This is a genomic window from Halomonas sp. KM072 (assembly GCF_050710315.1).
Lineage (GTDB): Bacteria > Pseudomonadota > Gammaproteobacteria > Pseudomonadales > Halomonadaceae > Vreelandella > Vreelandella hamiltonii.
Map to the genome: position 1 here is coordinate 485159 of NZ_CP136132.1, position 18799 is coordinate 503957.

The window sequence follows — 18799 nt, forward strand, 5'->3', positions numbered from 1 at the left end:
GTGCCCTGGTGAACGGATGCCAGGGCCCAGCGCAGGCCGGTCAGGCCGCGCTATGGTCGGTGAGCGGCATGACATCCACTTCCACTTCGAGTTGGTGCTCCCCGCCGCCGTTCATGACGCCTTTGAGCGGGGCCACATCGGCGTAGTCGCGACCCCAGGCCAGCACCGGATGCTGTTCACCGGCCAGGGTGCCGTTGGTGGGGTCCAGGGCTAGCCAGCCCCAGTCGGGTATCCACACGGCCAGCCAGGCGTGGGAGGCATCGGCGCCAATCAGGCGGGGCTGGCCGGGGGGAGGCTGGGTTTCCAGATAGCCGCTGACATAGCGGGCAGGCAGGCCCACCGAGCGCAGCGCGCCAATGGCCAGGTGGGCAAAGTCCTGGCAGACGCCCCGTCGGTTGGCCAGTACGTCACTCAAGGGGGTGGCCAGGGTGGTGAAGCTGGGGTCGTATTCGAAGGTATCGTAGATGGTCTGGTTGAGGGCCATGGCGGCTTCCACCAGCGGGCGGCCGGGCGTGAAACAGCTGCGGGCAAAGTCGGCCAGCTCATCGTTGCGGCGAATGAATGGCGAATCCAGCCGATACAGCTGCATGTCGAAGCGGCTGTCCTGGCGCAGTTGCGCTGCCACGCTTTCCCAACTGGGCGAACTGGCAGGCAGCGGCCCCAGAGGCTGAGTGTTCAAAGGCGTGACGACCGTCACGTCCAGCGTCTGGTGCACCTCTTCCATGGCGAAGTAAAGTACCCGATTGCCAAACACGTCCCGCCGCTCTGCCTGTACGTGAGGCATAGGGCTGATGGCCAGCTCGGAGGCCCCGCACTGCTGGTGCTGCGTCTTGCGAGGCAGCACGCGCGCCTCGCTGTGGCACAGGGTCACGGGCGCGCTGTAGTGGTAGCGCGTGGTGTGCCGCAGGGTGTAATTCATTCGTCGGGCTCCATGCTGACAAGTTGGCGCGGTCGCTCTACATGGCTGAAATGACTGTGGCTGATGGCGTCCGAAAGGGCACTGAGCGGCGCAATCAGCTCATCCAGCAGCTGTTCCAACGCGGCCTGGGCATCGGGCGTGTCGGCCAGATGGCTCAGACGGTCGATGTCGGCCAGGTGCAGGGCGGCATTGGCCTGGATCAGCAGCCGCCGCTCGGCGTTGCGGTAGGGTGACGAGCTGCCGGGTAGGCGGTCCATCTGCCGTTCCAGACGCTTGAGCATGTAGCCCACCGAGCGAGGGTTGGTCTCGTCGAACAGCAGCAGGTCGAGAATGGCCTCGGGGTGCAGCTCGCTCCGGTAACGGCGACGATAGGCGGTGAAGTTGTCCGTGGTGGCCAGCACGACCTCCCAGAGTGCCAGCCCCGGCGAATGGGGCGCGTTCAGGGTCAGCTTGAGCAGCGATAGCAGCCCCAGCACGCGGTCCAGAAAGCGCCCGATGTCCATGAACCGCCAGCCGTAGTGATGGGGCATGGTTTCGTTGCATAGCCCAAAGAAAGCGGCAATTTGCGCCGATAACCCTTCACAGGCGCGCCGCGCGGCGCTGGCGCCCAGGCTGGGGCTGAACGTATCCACCCGCTGGCGTAGCTGATGCACCACCCGCCAGGAGTCGTCGCCCAGGTGGTCGCGTACGCTCCGAGCGTTGCGCAGCAAATGAGCAAACAGGGGCTTGAGGGCCTGGGGGTCTCGCTCGTCGAACTGGGCCAGCAGCGCCGTGCGTTTTTGGGCAAAACCCACCAGCGGGGGTTTGGCGCCTTCGCCGTCGGCGTTCAAGGTGGTGATTTCCAGCGCCAGCAGCAGTTCGTCCAGTAACTGGTCGGCAATTTCGTCCTGGTCGTACTCCATCAGGCGCATCAAGGCTTCACGCAGCAAGCGGGCACGGGCATCCAGCCGCTCGCCGTAGCGACCCAGCCAGAACAGGCTTTCCGCCACTCGGCTGGGCAGGTCGGTGCCATCACGGGTAGCCACCACGGGGCCGCGTGCCTGACGCAGTTGGCTGACGTGGGGCTGGGGCGTATTGGCGGTCACCCAGACGTCCTTGACGATGGGACTGCTGAGCGACGGCGAGCCGGGGGTGCCCACCCAGGCAAGCCCACCCGGCATGACGTGATAGTCGCTGGGCTGTTGGCTTTGGGTCGCCACGCTGCCCGGGGCTCTGGAAACGAAACAGCGCAGGTTCAGGGTGGTGGGCGACAGCCGCTGCATGTGCGGGTCGAACATGGGGGCCGTGGCGGACTGTGTCCGGGCATCGGCGCTGGGCAACAACAGCGCCTCCCCCAGCAGGTGCTGGCACAGTGCTGGCAGGTAGTCGGCCAGTTCCGGCAGCTCCAGAGCGCCTACGCCCAGCGCATTCGACATCGCCACGCCGCTGGCGCGGGCGGCTTGCAAAAGCCCTGGTACGCCCAGGTGCGAATCACCGCGCAGTTCCAACGGGTCGCAGTAGGCATCGTCGCAGTGGCGCAGCACCACGTCCACCGGTTGCAGGCCGCCCAGGGTACGTAACCAGAGCTGGCTGTCGCGCACGACCATGTCCTGGCCTTCTGCCAGGTCGATGTTCAGGTAGTTGGCCAGGTAGGCATGCTCGAAATAGCGCGGGCTGCCCGGCCCTGGGGTCAACAGCACCACGGTCGGGTTGTCGCGGTGCTGGTAGGCCAGTGCGGTCAGCGTGCGGTGGTATTTGTCCAGGAAACCCGCCAGACGCTTCAGCGGCGCGTTGCGGTACATTTCAGGCAGCGCGCGGGCCATGAGGATGCGGTTTTCCAGCGTGAAGCCGGTGCCGGAAGGAGCCTGCAAGCGGTCGCCTATGACGCGCCACTGCCCCTCTGAATCCTGGATGACATCGATGCCGTGAAAGCTGATCGCAGGGCGGTCGCTGGGCTGAGAGCCATGGCAGGGCAGCAGGAAGTGGGGCGAGGCCAGCAGCGCCTGGGTGGGCAGCAGGCCCGCATCGAATAGCGTGCGAGGCCCGTACAGGTCGTCATACAGCGCATTGAACAGCCGCGTGCGTTGGGTCAGGCCGATTTCCAGCGCTTGCCACTGCGCCTGGTCGATGACCCAGGGAAGCGGGTCCAGCCGCCAGGCGCGCCCTTGGGTGTCATCGTGCATATTGAAGATGACACCGTTCTCGGCCAGCAGCCGCTGAAGCTCTTCATGCTGCTGATAGCGACCCTCGGCGCCCAGACTTTCCAGAGCGCTGAGCAGGCTCTGCCAGCCTGGGCGCAGTTGGCCATGATGGTCGAGCATCGCATCAAACGTGCCGGGCTGTCCCTTGCCTAGCTGATTCAAGTAGTCCTCGATGAGCCCGGCAGCGCCGAGCTCAAGCAGTGAGGGAGAGACAGGGGCGGTCATGATCCTGAGAGTCCTGAGCGAGTAAGGGACGGATTATCCTGCAGCTAGCACCGATAGGAAAGCATTACACTCCTCATCGGCGCGGGCTCCAGCGTAGGTCAAGGGTACACGGCAGTTCCTGGCTGGGTGTTTCTGGCATGGGCGCCTGGTAGCCATGACCGTGGCCGCTGTCGCTGAAGCGGCCCAGGCGTCTGGCTTCGGCTTCGAAGGCATTGACCGGGAACGTCTCGAAGCTGCGCCCCGTGGGATGCACGACATGGTAGGTGCAGCCCGCCACCGAACGCTGGTTCCAGGTGTCGATCACATCGAATACCAGCGGGGCATGCACGGGGATCTGGGGGTGCAGGGCCGATGGCGGTTGCCAGGCGCGGTAGCGCACACCTGCGACGGCTTCGCCGTTGCGCCCGGTGGGAGTGAGCGGCACCTGGCGGCCATTGCAGGTCACCACGTAGCGGTCGCCGCTCATGCCGTTGACCTTCACTTCCAGGCGTTCCACCGAGGAGTCCACATAGCGGGCGGTACCGCCTGCCGTGGCTTCTTCACCCAGCACGTGCCAGGGCTCGATGGCCTGGCGCAGCTCGATGGAGAGCATGGGAGTATGCAAGCGGCCATGCACCGGGAAGCGGAACTCCCGGAACGGCGCAAACCACTCCAGCTCGAAATCGAACCCATGGTGGCGCAGGTCGTGCAGCACATCGTTCAGGTCTTCCCACAGGTAGTGCGGCAGCATCCAGCGGTCCTGCAGGGCACTGCCCCAGCGTACCGGGCGCGCACGGTAGGGCGTCTTCCAGCAGCGCGCCACCAGAGCGCGGATGAGCAGCGTCTGCATCAGACCCATGCGGGCGTGGGGGGGCATTTCAAAGCCGCGCAGCTCCAGTAGCCCTAAACGGCCGCTGTCGCTGTCCGGTGAGTAGAGCTTGTCGATACAGAACTCGGCGCGGTGGGTGTTGCCGGTCAGGTCGGTGAGCAGGTGACGCAGCAGTCGGTCCACCAGCCAGGGCTGAACGACCTCGCCTTCGGGCATCTGTTGCAGGGCGATTTCCAGCTCGTAGAGCGCCTCGTGGCGGGCTTCATCCACTCGCGGGGCCTGGCTGGTCGGGCCAATGAACAGCCCGGAAAACAGATACGACAGGCTCGGGTGGTGCTGCCAGTAGGTCACCAGGCTGGCCAGCAGGTCCGGCCGACGCAGAAAAGGTGAATCCTCCGGTGTCATGCCGCCCAGCGTGACATGGTTGCCGCCGCCGGTGCCGGTATGGCGGCCATCGACCATGAATTTTTCGGTGCCCAGCCGCGCCTGGCGGGCTTCGTCGTAGAGCCGTTCGGTCTGGGCGACCAGCGCTGGCCAGCTGTCGGCCGGCATGATGTTGACCTCGATGACACCGGGGTCCGGGGTGATCTGGAAGCTGGACAAACGCGGGTCACGGGGCGGCGCGTAGCCTTCGATCATGACCGGGCAAGCCAGCGCCTGGGCGGTTTCCTCGATGCTGCTCAACAGGTCGAGGTAGTGCTCCAGGTGAGTCAGCGGCGGCAGGAAGATATGCAGGCGGCCCTCGCGAGGCTCGACGCACAGGCTGGTATGGATCACCTTGTGTTCGCGGTCGTCGGCGGCGCTTGGCTGCTGCTGAACGGCTTCGCCTTCCGGGTGGCTATGGCTGGGATGCAGGCTCTGGCCATGGCGCTCGGCGCTGGTGAAGCGATGCTGTTCGGCATTGCGGCGCGCCACTTCCCCGTGAATGTCGCCCAGCGCAGGTCGCGGTGCAAACAGCGACTGGGGCTGCGGCTGGTCTTCCGGGTCGGCCCAGGGCAGTGCCGACAGCGGCAGACGCAGGCCCATGGGTGAGTCGCCCGGCACCAGGAAGAGATGGTCGCGCTTGAGCGGCCAGCGGCCGCTCTCCCAGCGATGAGACTGGGCAATCGAGTGGCGCAGCGGGAGCGCATAGCCCACCACAGCGCCCAGGTCCTGCTCCAGCAGGCGTGCCAGGCGACGGCGTTCGGCATCGTCTTTCAGGTCGGCGTTACGCGGGTCGACGCTGACCGGCAGGGTCTGCTCTTTCCAGAGGTAGTAGTAGGCATCTTCGTAGGCGGGAATCCAGTGGCGCTGCGCCACGCCCAGACGCTCGCCCAAGGCATGAATGAAGCGCTCTACCATGGCGTCGTCCACCTTGGCGAGGGGCGAGCCTTCGGTGCTGGCCAGCCACTTGGGGTCGCGCCACAGGGGCACACCATCCTTGCGCCAGTAACAGGCCAGCGCCCAGCGGGGCAGCGGCTCGCCGGGGTACCACTTGCCCTGTTGCTGCTGAATGACGCTACCGGCCGCGTAGGCTTCCTGCAGTCGGGTCAGCAGCGCCTCGGCACGCTCACGCTTGTGCTCGCCCAGCGCTTCGGTGTTCCACTGGGGGCTCTCCATGTCGTCGATGGAAACGAAGGTCGGCTCGCCCCCCATGGTCAGGCGAACATCCTGCTGCTGGAGGACCTCATCCACCTGGTCGCCCAGTGCCAGAATGGCCTGCCACTGCTGGTCGCTGTAGGGGCGGGTGACGCGCGGGTCTTCATGGATGCGCTCCACGCGCATCTCGACATCGAACTCCACTTCGCACTTGTCGGAAAAACCGGTAATGGCCGCAGCGCTGCCGGTGGTGGGGGTGGCGGCCAGCGGAATATGCCCTTCACCAGCGAACAGGCCGGAGGTGGGGTCCAGGCCCACCCAGCCTGCGCCCGGCAGGAAGACTTCGGTCCAGGCATGCAGGTCGGTAAAGTCCACCTCGGTACCGCTGGGGCCATCCAGCGCTTTGACATCCGGGGTCAATTGAATCAGGTAGCCGGACACGAAGCGGGCGGCCAGCCCCAGATGGCGCAGGATCTGTACCAACAGCCAGGCGCTGTCACGACAGGATCCACTGCCCAGGGTGAGTGTTTCTTCACAGCTTTGTACGCCGGGCTCCATACGTACCAGATAGCTGATGTCCTGTTGCAGACGCTGGTTGAGCGCCACCAGAAAATCGACGCTGGTGGTGGGCTCCCGAGAAACTTCCTTTAGCCACTCCTTCAGACGTGGCCCCGCTTCGGTAACCTCCAGGTAGGGGCCCAGCTCTTTGCGAAGCTCGTCGGAATAGCTAAAGGGAATGGTCTGGGCGGCATCGTCCAGAAAAAAATCGAACGGGTTGATGACCGTCATCGGCGCCACCAGCTCGACGGCAATGGTGAGCTCCTTGCGTGGCTCTGGAAACACGATACGCGCATTAAAGTTGCCAAAGGGGTCTTGCTGCCAATTCAGAAAGTGGTCATCCCCTGAAATATTCAGCGAGTAGGCATCGATATGCGTGCGGCAGTGGGGGGCCGGGCGCAGGCGGACGACATGGGGTGACAGTTTGACGGGGCGGTCAAATCGATAGGTCGTGCGGTGATGCAAGGCAACGCGAATGGTCATGAGCCACCCTCAAATAAAAGCGTAAATTCTCGCAGCTACTGATGAGCTGCGACGCAACAAGACATTTACCCAAGAGTATCGTTGGAGTTGAACTTTTTTGCAGCTGCAATATGCCTCAAGGCGTTTAAGAAGTGTGGAAAATTGTTATCGCACTAAATTGGTGCTTTTTTTATGTGTCTTTTTGGTTGGGGCACTAAATTGGTTCAGGTGGCGTATGAAAAAAACATCAGTGCTCAGAAAAGCGGGCATGTTTTATCAAAACTCAGCGTCATAGCGTTGAAAAATCGGGGAAGGTGGTACGCGTCTTGCGTGGTTATATAGCCCAATAAGTACGTCGATTGCACGCGGCAGGCCTACACTATTGTTCAAGGAAGTTGCCGCTTCCACCCTAGCGCCAGGAGAGCGCCCATGAGCCAAGTCAATTGGAACAACTATGCGTGCCGTGAGTTTTATGATGAGTTGCTAGAGGCGCCGGGCAAACCCAGGGCCTCTGCCGATGAACTTTGCAATATGTTGGCTCGGTTTAGTGCCGAGGAGTTGGCGGAAAGAAAAACCGCCGCAGAAATTGCCATTCGTACCATGGGTATTACGTTTACCGTTTATTCCGAAGGGGCGATGATCGACCGTGCCTGGCCATTCGATATCGTGCCCAGGATCATACCGGCCCATGAATGGCGCAAGACAGAAGCCGGTTTAAAGCAGCGCGTTCAAGCACTTAATCTCTTTATCGACGATCTTTATCATGACCAGAAAGTGGTCAAGGACAAAGTGCTGCCTGCGGAAGTACTGGCCCAGTCGGCCAACTTTCGTCCCCAGTGTGTAGGGATCAATCCGCCCCATGGTATCTGGGCGCATATCTGCGGTTCGGACCTGGTGCGCGGAGGCGATGGCACGCTTTATGTGCTGGAGGATAACCTGCGAATTCCTTCCGGCGTATCCTACATGCTGGAAAACCGCAACGTGACCAAGCGCGTGCTTCCCGAGCTGTTTGCCTCGGGCAAGATTCTGCCGGTAGACGACTACGTGGCGCAGCTGTACGACATGCTGGCAGCCATGTCTCCCCGCCCGGGTGATGACCCTCAGGTCGTGGTATTGACCCCCGGCATCTACAACTCGGCCTATTTCGAACATGCCTATCTGGCCCAGCAGATGGGGGTCGAGCTGGTGCAGGGCAGCGACATGCTGGTGGACGACGATGACGTGGTCTACATGCGTACGGTGGAGGGGCTGCGACGGGTGGATGTCATTTATCGTCGTGTGGATGACGAGTTTCTGGACCCTGAAGCCTTCAATCCGCATTCCATGCTGGGCGTGCCTGGGCTGATGCGCGCCTGGCGGGCGGGCAAGGTGGCGCTGGCCAATGCGCCAGGGGCAGGCGTGGCAGACGACAAGGTGGTATACGCCTTCGTGCCAGAGCTGATCCGCTACTATCTGGACCAGGAGCCGCTGCTGCCCAACGTGCCCAGCTACCTGTGCATGTTCGATGAAGACCGCAAGTACGTACTGGATCACCTCGATGAGCTGGTGGTGAAGCCTGCCAATGAGTCCGGCGGGTATGGCATGCTGATCGGGCCTCGCTCCACCAAGGAAACCCGTGACGAGTTCGCCCGCCTGATCAAGGAGAACCCGCGCAACTACATGGCCCAGCCTACGCTGGCGCTCTCCACCACGCCCACCCTGGCCAACGGCTTGCCGCAACCGCGCCATGTGGACCTGCGCCCGTTCATTCTCTCCGGCCCTGAAACCCATGTCACTACGGGAGGCTTGACCCGCGTGGCGTTGGTGGAAGGCTCGCTGGTGGTCAACTCTTCTCAAGGGGGCGGCAGCAAGGATACCTGGATCGTCGAGGTCGATGAGAACGCGGCTGATGCCGCCGAGCAGGAAGGAGTCTAGCGCCATGCTGTCACGCGTAGCTGAAAACCTGTACTGGATGGCGCGCTACATCGAGCGGGCCGAAGACACTGCGCGGCTGTTGAGCGTCAATAGTCACCTGATGCTCGACCTGCCGCGCCACCTGCCGCTGGGCTGGGCGCCGCTAATCGAAATGACCGGCACCCTTGAAGCGTTCAACGAGCGCCATTCCAGCTTTGACGAGCGCAGTGTCGTGCATTTTTTATGCGCCGATGCGCAAAATGGCAGCTCGATTCTCTCGGCGCTGGCCAGCGCTCGGGAAAACCTGCGCACTACTCGGGACGTGGTGCCCAGAGAAATCTGGGAGGAGGTCAATCAGCTCTATCTGAGCGTGGCCGACCACGCGGAAAACGGCGTCAGCCCGCGCCGACGCGACTCCTTCTTGAAGAACGTGATTCGTGGCTGCCAGACGCTGACTGGCCTGATCGAAGGCACGTTGAGTCATGGCTCGGCACGTACCTTCATCCAGTTGGGAAGGCATCTTGAACGGGCCGACATGACCACGCGTATCGTGGACGTGCGCTCGGCAAGCCTGTTGCCCCAGAACCCTGAAGAGCTGCTGCCGTTCGAGAACCTGCAGTGGATGAGCGTGCTCAAGTCCCTGACGGCTTATCAGATGTATCGTCAGGAAGTGCGGCTGAGAGTGCGGGGCCCCGATGTGCTGCGCTTCCTGCTACAGGACCCGAACCTGCCGCGCTCAATTGCCTGTAGCCTGGAAACGCTGGGCCAGGAGCTGCAGCTGCTGCCTCGGCAGGATCGGGTGGCCGCCACGGTGTCGCTGGTACGGGCCGATGTGGTCGACGCCGATATCCAGGCGCTGGCTCACTCGCCCAGCAAGCTGCATGCGTTCGTCGACGAGCTGCAGATCGGCTTTGCCGCGATCCATGACACGCTCAAGGCCACGTATTTCGTGAACAGCGACAACGTGCCCAAGGTGACCCAGCGTCAAAGCCAGGGCCACCTGGGTGATCATGACAACGATTGATCACGCGGAGCGAGCGTCGGCGCTGGCGTTGTGGATCAGTTCGTGAAGGTACGCCAGCTTGTCGCGTACCGGGGGTGGCAGCACCCCCGGTGCCAGGTCCAGTAGCCCCATGTCGCGGTTGAGTTCATTGACGGCCATGCCTACCTGATGAAACGCCCGTAACATGCTGTCCAGCGTGCCGTCATATTCGGCGCGTGAAATTCCCATGTGCAGAGCGGTATCCAGCACGGCCACCATGTCCAGATAAAACGCGAAGGTTTCGGCAAAGTCCTCCCACGGGTGCATGGAGGCATAGGCAGAAATGAACCGGGTCGGCCAGTCGGCTGGCGCGCCTTGCTGGTAGTAGATTTCCAGCGCATCACCGTAGGTGGGGTCGTTATGGTCGCCAAACACTCGGCAGCTGGCGGCCTCGTCCTGATCCTTGACTAACAAGTCCCAATAGTAATGCCCCACTTCATGGCGAAAATGGCCGATCAGGGTGCGGTGGGACTCGTTCATGTCCACCCGCAGTCGCTCACGCTCGACGTCGTCGGCTTCCTTGACGTTGATGGTGATATGGCCGTTGGCATGGCCGGTATAGACCTTTTCCTGATTCGCGGTGGAGCGCCAGAGCCCTTTGTCGGGGAGGGCGTCGGCCATGAACGAGAAGCTCAAGGGGACGCGAATATCATCGCCCTGGGTTCCGTGAGGGAGCTTGAGAATCTCCAGGGTGTGGAACAGACGACGCTTGGCAGCTTCCAGTGCGGCCCAGCGCTCGCGGTGACCCGCTACATTCAGGTCAGGAATCACATCGTTGTAGCGACAGCAGTCGCACAGCGTGTCGGCTTCGCCTTGGGCCATGATCACCATGCGGTTGCATACGTTCTCTACCGCGTAATTGTGGCACTTCATCAAGTGGGTGCCGCAGCCTTCGTGAGTGCAGCGGTATCCGCCGCCTTCCAGGGGGGCCAGAGCAACGATATTGCTGCAGGCCGGGCACCAGCCGACTTCCGACTCACAGGCCACGCAGTGGGTGTTTTCGAAGAACAGCGGATTGCCGCATTGGCAGCTGAACGTTTGCATGGATGCCTCCTTGTGGAAAGCCACGTTATGCATCGTCGATAGTCAGGTCAGAAATAGTCAGGTCAGAAATAGTCAGGTCAGAAAGGTGCTTTGTCAGCATAGCGAGGCTGCTTCCCGTAGGGAAAGGCTATTTCCCCATGGCCGTGAATTTAGCTTTATCGAGTGGCTAATTGACGTTTACGTCAACTTGCTGATATACCCTAGTGGCTCCTTATTCAAACCCATAACAAACACAACCACGAGGAACGTCTGTATGTCCGTTCGCCAGATTCCCATGTATATCGATGGTCAGCCGGTCGAGTCGCAAAGCCAGGAGTGGCGGGACGTCGTCAATCCGGCGACCCAGCAGGTCGTGGCCCGCGTGCCGTTCTGTACCCCTGAAGAGGTAGAGCGTGCCATTGCCAGTGCCAAAACCGCGTTCAAGGAGTGGCGCAAGGTGCCACTGGGCAAACGCATGCGCATCATGCTGAAGCTTCAGGCCCTGATTCGTGAGCACACCGCAGAGCTCGCCGCGCTGATCACCGAAGAGCATGGCAAGACGCTGCCTGACGCGGAAGGTGAGGTTGGCCGCGGGCTGGAAGTGGTCGAGCACGCCTGTTCGATCACGTCTCTGCAGCTGGGTGAGCTGGCCGAAAATGCGGCCAATGAGGTCGATGTGTACACCATGCATCAACCGCTCGGTGTGGGCGCCGGGATCACTGCGTTCAACTTCCCCATCATGCTGCCCTGCTTCATGTTCCCGCTGGCCATTGCCACGGGCAATACGTTCGTTCTGAAGCCTTCCGAGCAGGACCCCAGCTCGACCATGCGGCTGGTGGAACTGGCCCATGAGGCGGGTATTCCAGCGGGCGTGCTCAACGTGGTGCATGGCGGGCCCGAGGTCGCCAACCAGATTGCCGACCACCAGGACATCAAGGCGCTGTCGTTCATTGGCTCTACCCATGTGGGGTCGCTGCTATATGGCCGTGCGGCGGCTGCCGGTAAGCGCATGCAGTCCATGATGGGGGCCAAGAACCACTGCGTGGTGATGCCGGATGCCAACCGTAGTCAGGCCATCGACAGCCTTCTGGGGTCGGCTTTCGGGGCGGCAGGACAGCGCTGCATGGCCAATTCGGTGGTGGTGCTGGTAGGCAAGGCACAGGAGTGGCTGAGCGATATCGAAGCGGGCGCCCGCAGCATGAAGGTGGGCCCCGGTACTCAGCGGGATGCCGATTTGGGGCCGCTGGTGTCTCCTCAGGCCAAGGAGCGTGTCGAGCGCTTGATCACCGCCGGTGAAAAAGAGGGGGCAACGCTGCTGGTGGATGGCCGAGGCTATACGGTAGAAGGATACCCGGAGGGCAACTTTGTGGGGCCGACGCTGTTTGCCAACGTCACGCCGGAGATGACCATCTACCGTGAAGAAATATTTGGCCCGGTGCTATGCGTGGTGGGGGTCGAGACGCTGGACGACGCCATCGACTTCATCAACGCCAATCCGAACGGCAATGGCACGTCGATTTTTACCAACTCGGGCTGGGTGGCACGCCGATTCGAAACCGATATCGACGTTGGTCAGATCGGTATCAACGTGCCGATTCCGGTGCCGGTAGCTTATTTCAGCTTCACCGGCTCTCGGGCTTCCAAACTGGGGGATTTGGGCCCCAATGGTAAGCAGGCCATCGCGTTCTGGACACAAACCAAGACGGTGACTGCACGCTGGTTCGAGCCCGAGAACGTCTCCAGCGGGATCAATAGCACGATCGCTCTGTAGAAATCCGCTTGAAGAGTGGGTGACACGTCAGAAGTCTTCTTCCCGATGGAAGAAGACTTCTGTTATTCAAACGGGCTCGAACAGCGGCAGGCTGTCGCGCAGGAGCTGCTCGATAGGCTCAAGTTGGCTTTCATGCAGCACCAGAAGGTAGGGAGCATCTGGCTCATCGTTCAGCGGGGCCAGCAGGGCAAATTCGCCCTCTTCGAGATGGAACTCATGGATTTCGCGCAGGCCGTGGGGCGTTTCGCACTGAGAGCAGCGGTAAGTATCGTCTTCGCCATAGACCAGGCGATGATACATCTTGAACAGCGTGTAAAGCGCCAGCCCCCCTTCGAACGCTGGCCAGCGAGCAGGCGTTTCGCGGATATCCTCGTTCAGGGTCAGGCCTTCGGCTTCGGCACCTGCGATGGCGTCGGCCAGCGGCGCTGCCAGGATGGCGCTGCCATCGGCAGGTAGCGGTGCATTCTGTCGATTGGCCGCCGCAAAACGCGCAGCCGCGGCATGGAAATCTGCCAAACTGTTCAGGTGGAAATCAGCATGTTGCAGGTCTTCTGGCTCGAAGCCGCCGTTCTCCCAACCGTGAATCACCCGTAACGTGATTTGACCATGAGCGATAGGGCGAGCCAGCAAAGTATGAAGCATGATGCGGATATGCAACTGGCGCTCATCCGTATCGTTTTCGAACGCACGGTAGGGGTCCGCGAACAATGCATGCAAACGCCCTGGCGTGTGCTCTCTTGCTTCAGAATAAGACATGGTGGTTTCCCTGTTCCAGACGCCGCTTGGCTCAACGCTAACGGCTCTTGTGAGATATGCTCAGCAAGAGTATGGCGAGCCTCAAGGTGTAATGAAAGCCTAAAGAGTTAGCATTTTGTTAACCATAAAGACGTATTGAAGATGACGGTCATCAACATAACAAGAAAGAGGTAAACATGTCTGCGTCATTAAGCCGATTTAATATCCCCGAGAGCCTGGACGACCTGCCTGACGACATTCGCAAGGCCATGTTGGCGGTGCAGGAAAAAGCCGGGTTCGTGCCCAATGTGTTTCTCATGCTGGCGCATCGCCCAGCGGAATTTCGCGCTTTCTTTGCCTACCACGATGCATTGATGGAGCGGGAATCCGACACCTTGACCAAGGCAGAAAAGGAAATGATCGTGGTCGCCACCAGCGCTCGCAATCGCTGCCTATACTGCGTCGTGGCGCATGGCGCGCTGGTACGCATCTACAGCAAAGACCCTCTGCTGGCCGACAACGTGGCCATCAACCACCACACAGCGGGGCTGAGCGAGCGGCACCTGCGCATGCTCGATTTTGCGCTGCACAGCGCCATCGAGCTGGGGGAGTTGACGCCGCAGTGGCAAACCCGGTTGGCGGAAGTGGACTTTACCCTGGAAGACTGCTGGGACATCGGTGCCATCGCCGCCTTTTTTGGCATGTCGAATCGTTTGGTCACCCTGGCGGGAACCCCTCCTAATCCAGAGTTCTATCTCATGGGGCGCGTGCCGAAACCAGCCTAGGCCATGGTTCAGGACGCATTGTAACGCTTTACCAGGGTTCCCCTTTCAGTGAAGATACCGCCTTCATTCACTGTCGCCAGGGGAGCCCACTACGGGCTGAGAATGCGCGTCACGCAGACCCTGGAACCTGATCCGGTTAATACCGGCGGAGGAAGCGCGACATGCCGTACCTGACGTCTGCTGTGCTGGGCGCAGCGCTGTGCTGCTTTGCTTTTTTAGGCCTTCGGGCACGTTTTGGGGGAGGCTCGCTGGATGACTATGTCACGGCGCGCAACTCACAGACGGCAACCACCCTGGGGCTCTCTTTTCTGGCGTCGGGGATGGGGGCCTGGATTCTCTTCGCGCCTCCTGAAATCGGCGCGTTCGTGGGGCCGGTGGCTCTGTTGGGCTATGCCTTGGGGTCGGCGCTGCCCTTTCTGGTGCTGGGGCTCTACGGGCCCAGAATACGTCGGGCGCTGCCAGGCGGGCGCAGTATCGCCGAGTTCGCCGAGGTGTGTTACGGGAAAGGGGTTCGCCACTGTGTCACGCTGGCCTCCGTGGCGTACATGGGGTGTTTCCTGGCGGCTGAACTGACGGCCATCGGTGCCATTACCGCGCTACTGTCAGATGTTCCACCTGCCTGGGTCATCATTGGCGTAGCGCTGACGACCCTCGTCTATACTGTTCTGGGTGGACTGCGAGCCAGTTTGGCCACCGACCGCTGGCAGGCTTGGCTACTGTTGATCTTGCTATGTGCCGTGGCGGGCGTGACGTTATGGCGCTTGCCTGCCATGCCCAGTGACGCGGCGTTGCCGGCCTTGCCCATGGGAACTTCGCTGAGCGTGGCATTGACACTGGTCATTGCCGTGACCGCAGCCAACCTGTTCCATCAGGGCTATTGGCAGCGGCTGTGGGCGGCTCAGGATAGCGCCAGTCTTGGCCGTGGGGCATGGCTGGGAGGCGGCATGACGGTGGTCGTGGTCATGGTCATCGGTGGAGTCGGCATGATGGCAGCGCTGAGCGGTGTGAACCTCGGCGAGCCGCCGATGCCCTTTTTTGCCCTGTTGGCAGAGGCTCCTGTATGGATCACGCTACCGGCACTGGTGCTGGCCGTGACGCTGGTGACCTCCAGCGTGGATACGCTGCAAAACGGCATTGCGTCGCTGTGGGCAACGGGAGAGCAGCCACATGCCTTGAACAAGGCACGCTGGATCACGGTACTGCTGATGGTGCCGGTGATTCTCATCGCCTTGCAGGGGCTGTCGGTGCTGAGACTGTTCCTGATTGCCGATTTGCTGTGTGCGGCCATCGTGGTGCCAGTGCTGCTGGGCCTGTGGCAGCGCATGACGCCACTGGCGGCCATCAGTGGTGGTGTAGCGGGCCTGGTGGGGGCGGTATTGCCGGGCTGGCTGGGTCAAGGCTCCTTGATGGCGGGCATCATGGCTGCCACGTTTCCTGGCAGTATTCCCACCCTCGGGCCCTTCCTGGGAGCGCTGCTGCTCTCTAGTCTGGTCAGCGTCATCGTGGCCTGTAGCACCCCTGTGGGTAAGCGGTGACAAAAAAATCAAGGCGTTAGGCAGGCTCACAAGTTTCACGTTATGATGTTCAGGGGGTGTTAACGACATTAGGTGTAACGACCATGAGCCACCTGTTGCCATCGAATGAAGCGCTGCGTATTGCCGCCTTGCAAGAGCTGGCGTTGCTGGACACCCCCAATGAACCGGTATTCGATCGAGTCACTCGGTTGGTGACGGTCCTGCTGGGGGTCCCTCAATCTACCGTCACGCTGGTGGATACCGACCGCCAGTGGTTCAAGTCTCAGGTTGGGCTGGAACTTTCGGAAACGCCGCGCGACGTGGCGTTCTGTGCCTATACCGTGCTGGCGGAAGCGCCGCTGGTCGTCAACGATGCGCTTCAGGATCCGCGCTTCGCCAGCAACCCTTATGTCATCAAACCCGACGGCATACGCTTTTATGCCGGAATCCCTCTGAAAACCACCCAAGGTCTGGTATTGGGCTCCCTGTGTGCCATGGATTCGCGCCCTCGCGAACTGAGCCCCCAGGAATTCACCGCGCTACAAGACCTGGCCGATGTGGTGTCCGGTGAAATTCATTTGCGCGAGCGTTTGATACAGGAAGAGAAGCGTAATGCCAGTTTCAAACGTGACCTCACCGCGCTGCATAACAGCCTGGAACAGCAGATAGAGCGGCGTACCCGCGAGCTCAATCTGGTCATCGAGTCGGCCTACGACGCCTACCTGAGCATCGACGATCGTGGCCGTGTTCTGGACTGGAACCACGCAGCGCATACCATGTTCGGCTGGTCGCGCAAGGAGGCGTTGACTCGTCCCGTCACCGACCTGATGTTTCCTGCTGGCGTGCCTCGGGAAGACGATGCTTCACCCATCGAGTGGGAAGCACGGCGTCGAGACGGAGGACGTTTGCCGGTAGAAATACGCCACAAACGCTACGAGCTCAATGGGCGCTGGCGGCGCAGCCTGTTCATTCACGACATCACCGATCGGCAGCAGCTGGCACGCCTGCGTGACCAGGAGGCCAGGCAGGATGCCTTGACCGAGTTGCCCAACCGCCGAGCCCTCGACGAACGCTTGCCTGAGGCCATGGCGCGGGCGATGAGCTATTGCGAGACATCGCCAATCGCCTCAAAACCGCCGTGCGTGAAACGGACTTCGTGGCCCGTTGGGCAGGGGACGAGTTCGTTCTGGTGCTGGAGAATATAGAGCACGATGCCATCGCACCGCTGGCGCAGAAGTTGATCCAGCTCATTGAAGTCCCTCTATCCATAGGCGATACCGTGCTCAAGGTCAGCACCAGTATCGGTATTGCAGAGTATGTCCCCGGGGCAGAAGAAACCCCGCAAGAGTTGTTGAAGCGAGCCGATGTGGCGATGTACGAAGCCAAGCGAGCCGGCAAGGCGCAAACGCGCTTGGCAAGCCCTGCGCTGCCTTCAACCGACGCCAGTTAATTCAAGGAAAGCACATGATTCGATGTCTGATGACCACACCAGAGGGAGAAGTGCGCGAAGGCGACCTCTCGCTGATCGATGTCTGGAAACGCCAGGAGGGCGCGCATATCTGGGTCGATATGCAGGGCGAAAGTGAAGCCAGCGAGCGCGAGGTGCTCGAGGGATTTTCCTGCCATCCCATGGCGATTCAGGATGCCCACAAGGTGCGTCATCCTCTGTGGTGATCTGGTGGATGGCTACATCTCGATTTCATCGCATCAGTTGAACATCACCATGGTGTGGTTGCATAGCGCAAACAGCGTGGGGAAAAAAGCCGAGGCAGAGAGGCCAAACAGCAATGCCCCTGTACAGGCACCCACCAGGAAGGTGCCTATCAGGTGGTGGAAAATATCTTGAGTGATCGGCACGCCCAGCCTGCGCTGATCAAGGAGTAACGTCATCGCCGAGGTCCAGGTAACCGGCCTGTTCGATACGCGTCCAGACGGGCGCTTTCTCTGCGTCGGTCATGCTGCCCCAGCAGGCAATCTCATCCAGAGTGCGCCCGCAGCCGCTGCACAGCGCCGTCTCGGGGTTGATTTGGCAAATATGGCGGCAGGGTGACACAGGGCGAGGCTGGTTGGGCATGGGGGCGTGGTATCCGGTTCGAAATGGGGGAGGTTCACGGAGGGCGTCAACCCAGCGGCACTTTACCACGCAGTGACTTGATCTTGCCTTTGCGGGTCTTGTGGTCCACCCGCCGCCGCTGGGAGCCTTTGGTGGGCTTGGTAGGGCGGCGTGTCTTCGGCGTACGGGCCACGCTTTGAATCAACGCCTGCAAGCGGTTCAAGGCGTCTTCCTTGTTCAGCTCCAGCGTGCGAAAGCTCTGCGCCTTGATGATGACCACGCCCTCTTTGCTGATCCGCTGGTCGGACAGCGCCATCAGCCGCTCCTTGTAGGTAGGGGGCAGCGTCGAGCGCGCAATGTCGAAGCGCAGATGCACGGCAGAGGCGACTTTATTGACGTTCTGGCCGCCCGCCCCCTGGGCACGAATCTGGCTGATATCGATTTCCCAATCGGCCAGCGTGACGCTATTGGAAATAGTGAGCATTCAATTCTCTGGTAACCCATGAGTTGACAAGGCTAGCACACTTGACAGCAGGACGGCTCGACGGCCTAGTAACACTCGGTCTCTACAACAATGATTACCTGGTTCCTATGGCCTGATAAGGAGTCTTCATGGATACTCTGCTGGAAACCTCGCCGCTAAGCGCCGGAACGCTCTATCGCCTGCTGTCGGGCAGTATTTGCCCCAGACCCATTGCCTGGGTGGCCACCCAGGATGGCCAGGGCAATGCCAATCTGGCGCCGTTTTCGTTTTTCAACGTGGCCAGTATCGACCCTCCCATTCTGGCTTTTGCACCGCTGCTGGATGGCAGAGCCCAGCCCAAGGATACGCTGCGCAATCTGGAAGACGTCGGCGAGTGCGTGGTGCATGTGGGCACCGAAGGCTTGATCGAGGCGCTCAATACCACCAGTGCCAGCCTGCCGCCCCAGGAAGACGAGTTTGTCCTGGCAGGGCTGGAAAAGGCTGCCATGCCTGGTGTGAGCGTGCCGCGTATTGCGGCGGCGCCCATCGCCTTTGGCTGCCAGCGAGTACAGGTGATCCGCTTCGGAGATCAGCCGCTGGCAGGCAGCCTGATCCTGGTGAAAGTGGTATCGATCCACACCGATGAGTCCGTCTGGGATGGCCGCCACGTGCATCTGGACACGCTCAAGCCGGTGGGGCGCCTGGCAGGTAGCGACTATGTCAGAGTCAGCGACCGCTTTGCCCTGCACCGACCTGGCTAGAGGCCGAAAACGCCCTCTTGGGCGATTAA

At 61.3% G+C, this 18799-nt stretch carries 17 protein-coding genes and 1 riboswitch; of the genes, 9 read left to right on the forward strand and 8 right to left on the reverse strand.

Translation table 11 applies throughout. The features are described from left to right. Positions 1–40 precede the first annotated feature (40 nt). From RVM26_RS02300 to RVM26_RS02310, 3 genes are all read right to left on the reverse strand, one after another. Entirely contained in the window at positions 41–919 is an 879-nt protein-coding gene (locus RVM26_RS02300; RefSeq protein WP_498940540.1) for a transglutaminase family protein, read from the reverse strand. After that, positions 916–3324, reverse strand: a complete 2409-nt coding sequence (locus RVM26_RS02305) for a circularly permuted type 2 ATP-grasp protein (protein WP_498940542.1) — start codon at positions 3322–3324, stop codon at positions 916–918. The genes RVM26_RS02300 and RVM26_RS02305 overlap by 4 nt, the downstream gene beginning before the upstream one ends. A 73-nt stretch (positions 3325–3397) precedes the next feature. Further along, a complete protein-coding gene (locus RVM26_RS02310) occupies positions 3398–6751 on the reverse strand; it encodes a transglutaminase family protein (protein ID WP_498940544.1) in 3354 nt (1117 codons plus the stop codon). A gap of 408 nt (positions 6752–7159) precedes the next feature. Between RVM26_RS02310 and RVM26_RS02315 the strand changes: the two genes are divergently transcribed. Next, the gene (locus tag RVM26_RS02315; protein WP_039175799.1) at positions 7160–8644 is read left to right on the forward strand and encodes a circularly permuted type 2 ATP-grasp protein; all 1485 of its coding nucleotides are present in this window, start codon (positions 7160–7162) and stop codon (positions 8642–8644) included. 4 nt (positions 8645–8648) lie between these two features. Next, complete coding sequence (locus RVM26_RS02320; RefSeq protein WP_144979991.1) at positions 8649–9647, forward strand: alpha-E domain-containing protein; 999 nt, start codon at positions 8649–8651, stop codon at positions 9645–9647. Here RVM26_RS02320 and RVM26_RS02325 read toward each other — a convergent pair whose 3' ends face one another. After that, entirely contained in the window at positions 9648–10709 is a 1062-nt protein-coding gene (locus RVM26_RS02325) for a zinc-binding metallopeptidase family protein (RefSeq protein ID WP_096921291.1), read from the reverse strand. A 253-nt stretch (positions 10710–10962) separates the two neighbouring features. Between RVM26_RS02325 and RVM26_RS02330 the strand changes: the two genes are divergently transcribed. Next, positions 10963–12459 carry a CoA-acylating methylmalonate-semialdehyde dehydrogenase gene (locus tag RVM26_RS02330; protein ID WP_096921290.1) on the forward strand — a complete coding sequence of 499 codons (1497 nt, stop codon included), beginning with the start codon at positions 10963–10965 and terminating at the stop codon, positions 12457–12459. Between the two features lie 66 nt (positions 12460–12525). On the opposite strand, the gene RVM26_RS02335 is transcribed toward RVM26_RS02330, so the two are convergent. Further along, positions 12526–13215 carry a hypothetical protein gene (locus RVM26_RS02335; RefSeq protein WP_227407738.1) on the reverse strand — a complete coding sequence of 230 codons (690 nt, stop codon included), beginning with the start codon at positions 13213–13215 and terminating at the stop codon, positions 12526–12528. 176 nt (positions 13216–13391) lie between these two features. On the opposite strand from RVM26_RS02335, the gene RVM26_RS02340 reads away from it, so the two are divergent. From RVM26_RS02340 to RVM26_RS02360, 5 genes are all read left to right on the forward strand, one after another. Then, positions 13392–13979: a carboxymuconolactone decarboxylase family protein gene (locus tag RVM26_RS02340; protein ID WP_498940547.1), complete on the forward strand. Its 588-nt coding sequence runs from the start codon at positions 13392–13394 to the stop codon at positions 13977–13979. 68 nt (positions 13980–14047) lie between these two features. Further along, positions 14048–14151: riboswitch (TPP riboswitch) on the forward strand. Beyond that, entirely contained in the window at positions 14141–15514 is a 1374-nt protein-coding gene (locus tag RVM26_RS02345; protein ID WP_498940548.1) for an SLC5/6 family protein, read from the forward strand. (Overlaps the previous riboswitch by 11 nt.) Before the next feature lie 83 nt (positions 15515–15597). Next, positions 15598–16698 carry a GAF domain-containing protein gene (locus tag RVM26_RS02350; protein WP_498940550.1) on the forward strand — a complete coding sequence of 367 codons (1101 nt, stop codon included), beginning with the start codon at positions 15598–15600 and terminating at the stop codon, positions 16696–16698. Further along, positions 16632–16943, forward strand: a complete 312-nt coding sequence (locus tag RVM26_RS02355; protein ID WP_498940552.1) for a GGDEF domain-containing protein — start codon at positions 16632–16634, stop codon at positions 16941–16943. Before RVM26_RS02350 ends, RVM26_RS02355 begins: the two co-directional genes overlap by 67 nt. Before the next feature lie 14 nt (positions 16944–16957). Beyond that, a complete protein-coding gene (locus RVM26_RS02360) occupies positions 16958–17167 on the forward strand; it encodes a hypothetical protein (protein ID WP_498940553.1) in 210 nt (69 codons plus the stop codon). A gap of 33 nt (positions 17168–17200) precedes the next feature. Here RVM26_RS02360 and RVM26_RS02365 read toward each other — a convergent pair whose 3' ends face one another. From RVM26_RS02365 to arfB, 3 genes are read right to left on the reverse strand one after another with little or no spacing between them, the layout of a single operon-like run. Then, complete coding sequence (locus tag RVM26_RS02365; protein ID WP_498940555.1) at positions 17201–17383, reverse strand: hypothetical protein; 183 nt, start codon at positions 17381–17383, stop codon at positions 17201–17203. Then, on the reverse strand, positions 17367–17567 hold the full coding sequence (locus RVM26_RS02370; protein WP_287804424.1) for a DUF1289 domain-containing protein: 201 nt from the start codon (positions 17565–17567) through the stop codon (positions 17367–17369). The genes RVM26_RS02365 and RVM26_RS02370 overlap by 17 nt, the downstream gene beginning before the upstream one ends. 46 nt (positions 17568–17613) lie before the next feature. After that, complete coding sequence (gene arfB, locus RVM26_RS02375; RefSeq protein WP_039175823.1) at positions 17614–18030, reverse strand: alternative ribosome rescue aminoacyl-tRNA hydrolase ArfB; 417 nt, start codon at positions 18028–18030, stop codon at positions 17614–17616. A gap of 128 nt (positions 18031–18158) precedes the next feature. Here arfB and RVM26_RS02380 point away from each other — a divergent pair, with 128 nt between their 5' ends. After that, positions 18159–18770, forward strand: a complete 612-nt coding sequence (locus tag RVM26_RS02380; RefSeq protein WP_498940557.1) for a flavin reductase family protein — start codon at positions 18159–18161, stop codon at positions 18768–18770. Positions 18771–18799 lie beyond the last annotated feature (29 nt).

Excerpts from the sequence above, each read along its gene's own strand:
- RVM26_RS02300 (WP_498940540.1), bottom strand. The coding sequence starts at position 919 with ATGAATTACACCCTGCGGCACACCACGCGCTACCACTACAGCGCGCCC.
- arfB (WP_039175823.1), bottom strand. The coding sequence starts at position 18,030 with ATGCTCACTATTTCCAATAGCGTCACGCTGGCCGATTGGGAAATCGAT.
- RVM26_RS02345 (WP_498940548.1), top strand. The coding sequence starts at position 14,141 with ATGCCGTACCTGACGTCTGCTGTGCTGGGCGCAGCGCTGTGCTGCTTT.
- RVM26_RS02325 (WP_096921291.1), bottom strand. The coding sequence starts at position 10,709 with ATGCAAACGTTCAGCTGCCAATGCGGCAATCCGCTGTTCTTCGAAAAC.
- RVM26_RS02315 (WP_039175799.1), top strand. The coding sequence starts at position 7,160 with ATGAGCCAAGTCAATTGGAACAACTATGCGTGCCGTGAGTTTTATGAT.
- RVM26_RS02370 (WP_287804424.1), bottom strand. The coding sequence starts at position 17,567 with ATGCCCAACCAGCCTCGCCCTGTGTCACCCTGCCGCCATATTTGCCAA.
- RVM26_RS02380 (WP_498940557.1), top strand. The coding sequence starts at position 18,159 with ATGGATACTCTGCTGGAAACCTCGCCGCTAAGCGCCGGAACGCTCTAT.
- RVM26_RS02310 (WP_498940544.1), bottom strand. The coding sequence starts at position 6,751 with ATGACCATTCGCGTTGCCTTGCATCACCGCACGACCTATCGATTTGAC.
- RVM26_RS02365 (WP_498940555.1), bottom strand. The coding sequence starts at position 17,383 with ATGACGTTACTCCTTGATCAGCGCAGGCTGGGCGTGCCGATCACTCAA.
- RVM26_RS02320 (WP_144979991.1), top strand. The coding sequence starts at position 8,649 with ATGCTGTCACGCGTAGCTGAAAACCTGTACTGGATGGCGCGCTACATC.
- RVM26_RS02335 (WP_227407738.1), bottom strand. The coding sequence starts at position 13,215 with ATGTCTTATTCTGAAGCAAGAGAGCACACGCCAGGGCGTTTGCATGCA.
- RVM26_RS02350 (WP_498940550.1), top strand. The coding sequence starts at position 15,598 with ATGAGCCACCTGTTGCCATCGAATGAAGCGCTGCGTATTGCCGCCTTG.
- RVM26_RS02340 (WP_498940547.1), top strand. The coding sequence starts at position 13,392 with ATGTCTGCGTCATTAAGCCGATTTAATATCCCCGAGAGCCTGGACGAC.
- RVM26_RS02360 (WP_498940553.1), top strand. The coding sequence starts at position 16,958 with ATGATTCGATGTCTGATGACCACACCAGAGGGAGAAGTGCGCGAAGGC.
- RVM26_RS02305 (WP_498940542.1), bottom strand. The coding sequence starts at position 3,324 with ATGACCGCCCCTGTCTCTCCCTCACTGCTTGAGCTCGGCGCTGCCGGG.
- RVM26_RS02330 (WP_096921290.1), top strand. The coding sequence starts at position 10,963 with ATGTCCGTTCGCCAGATTCCCATGTATATCGATGGTCAGCCGGTCGAG.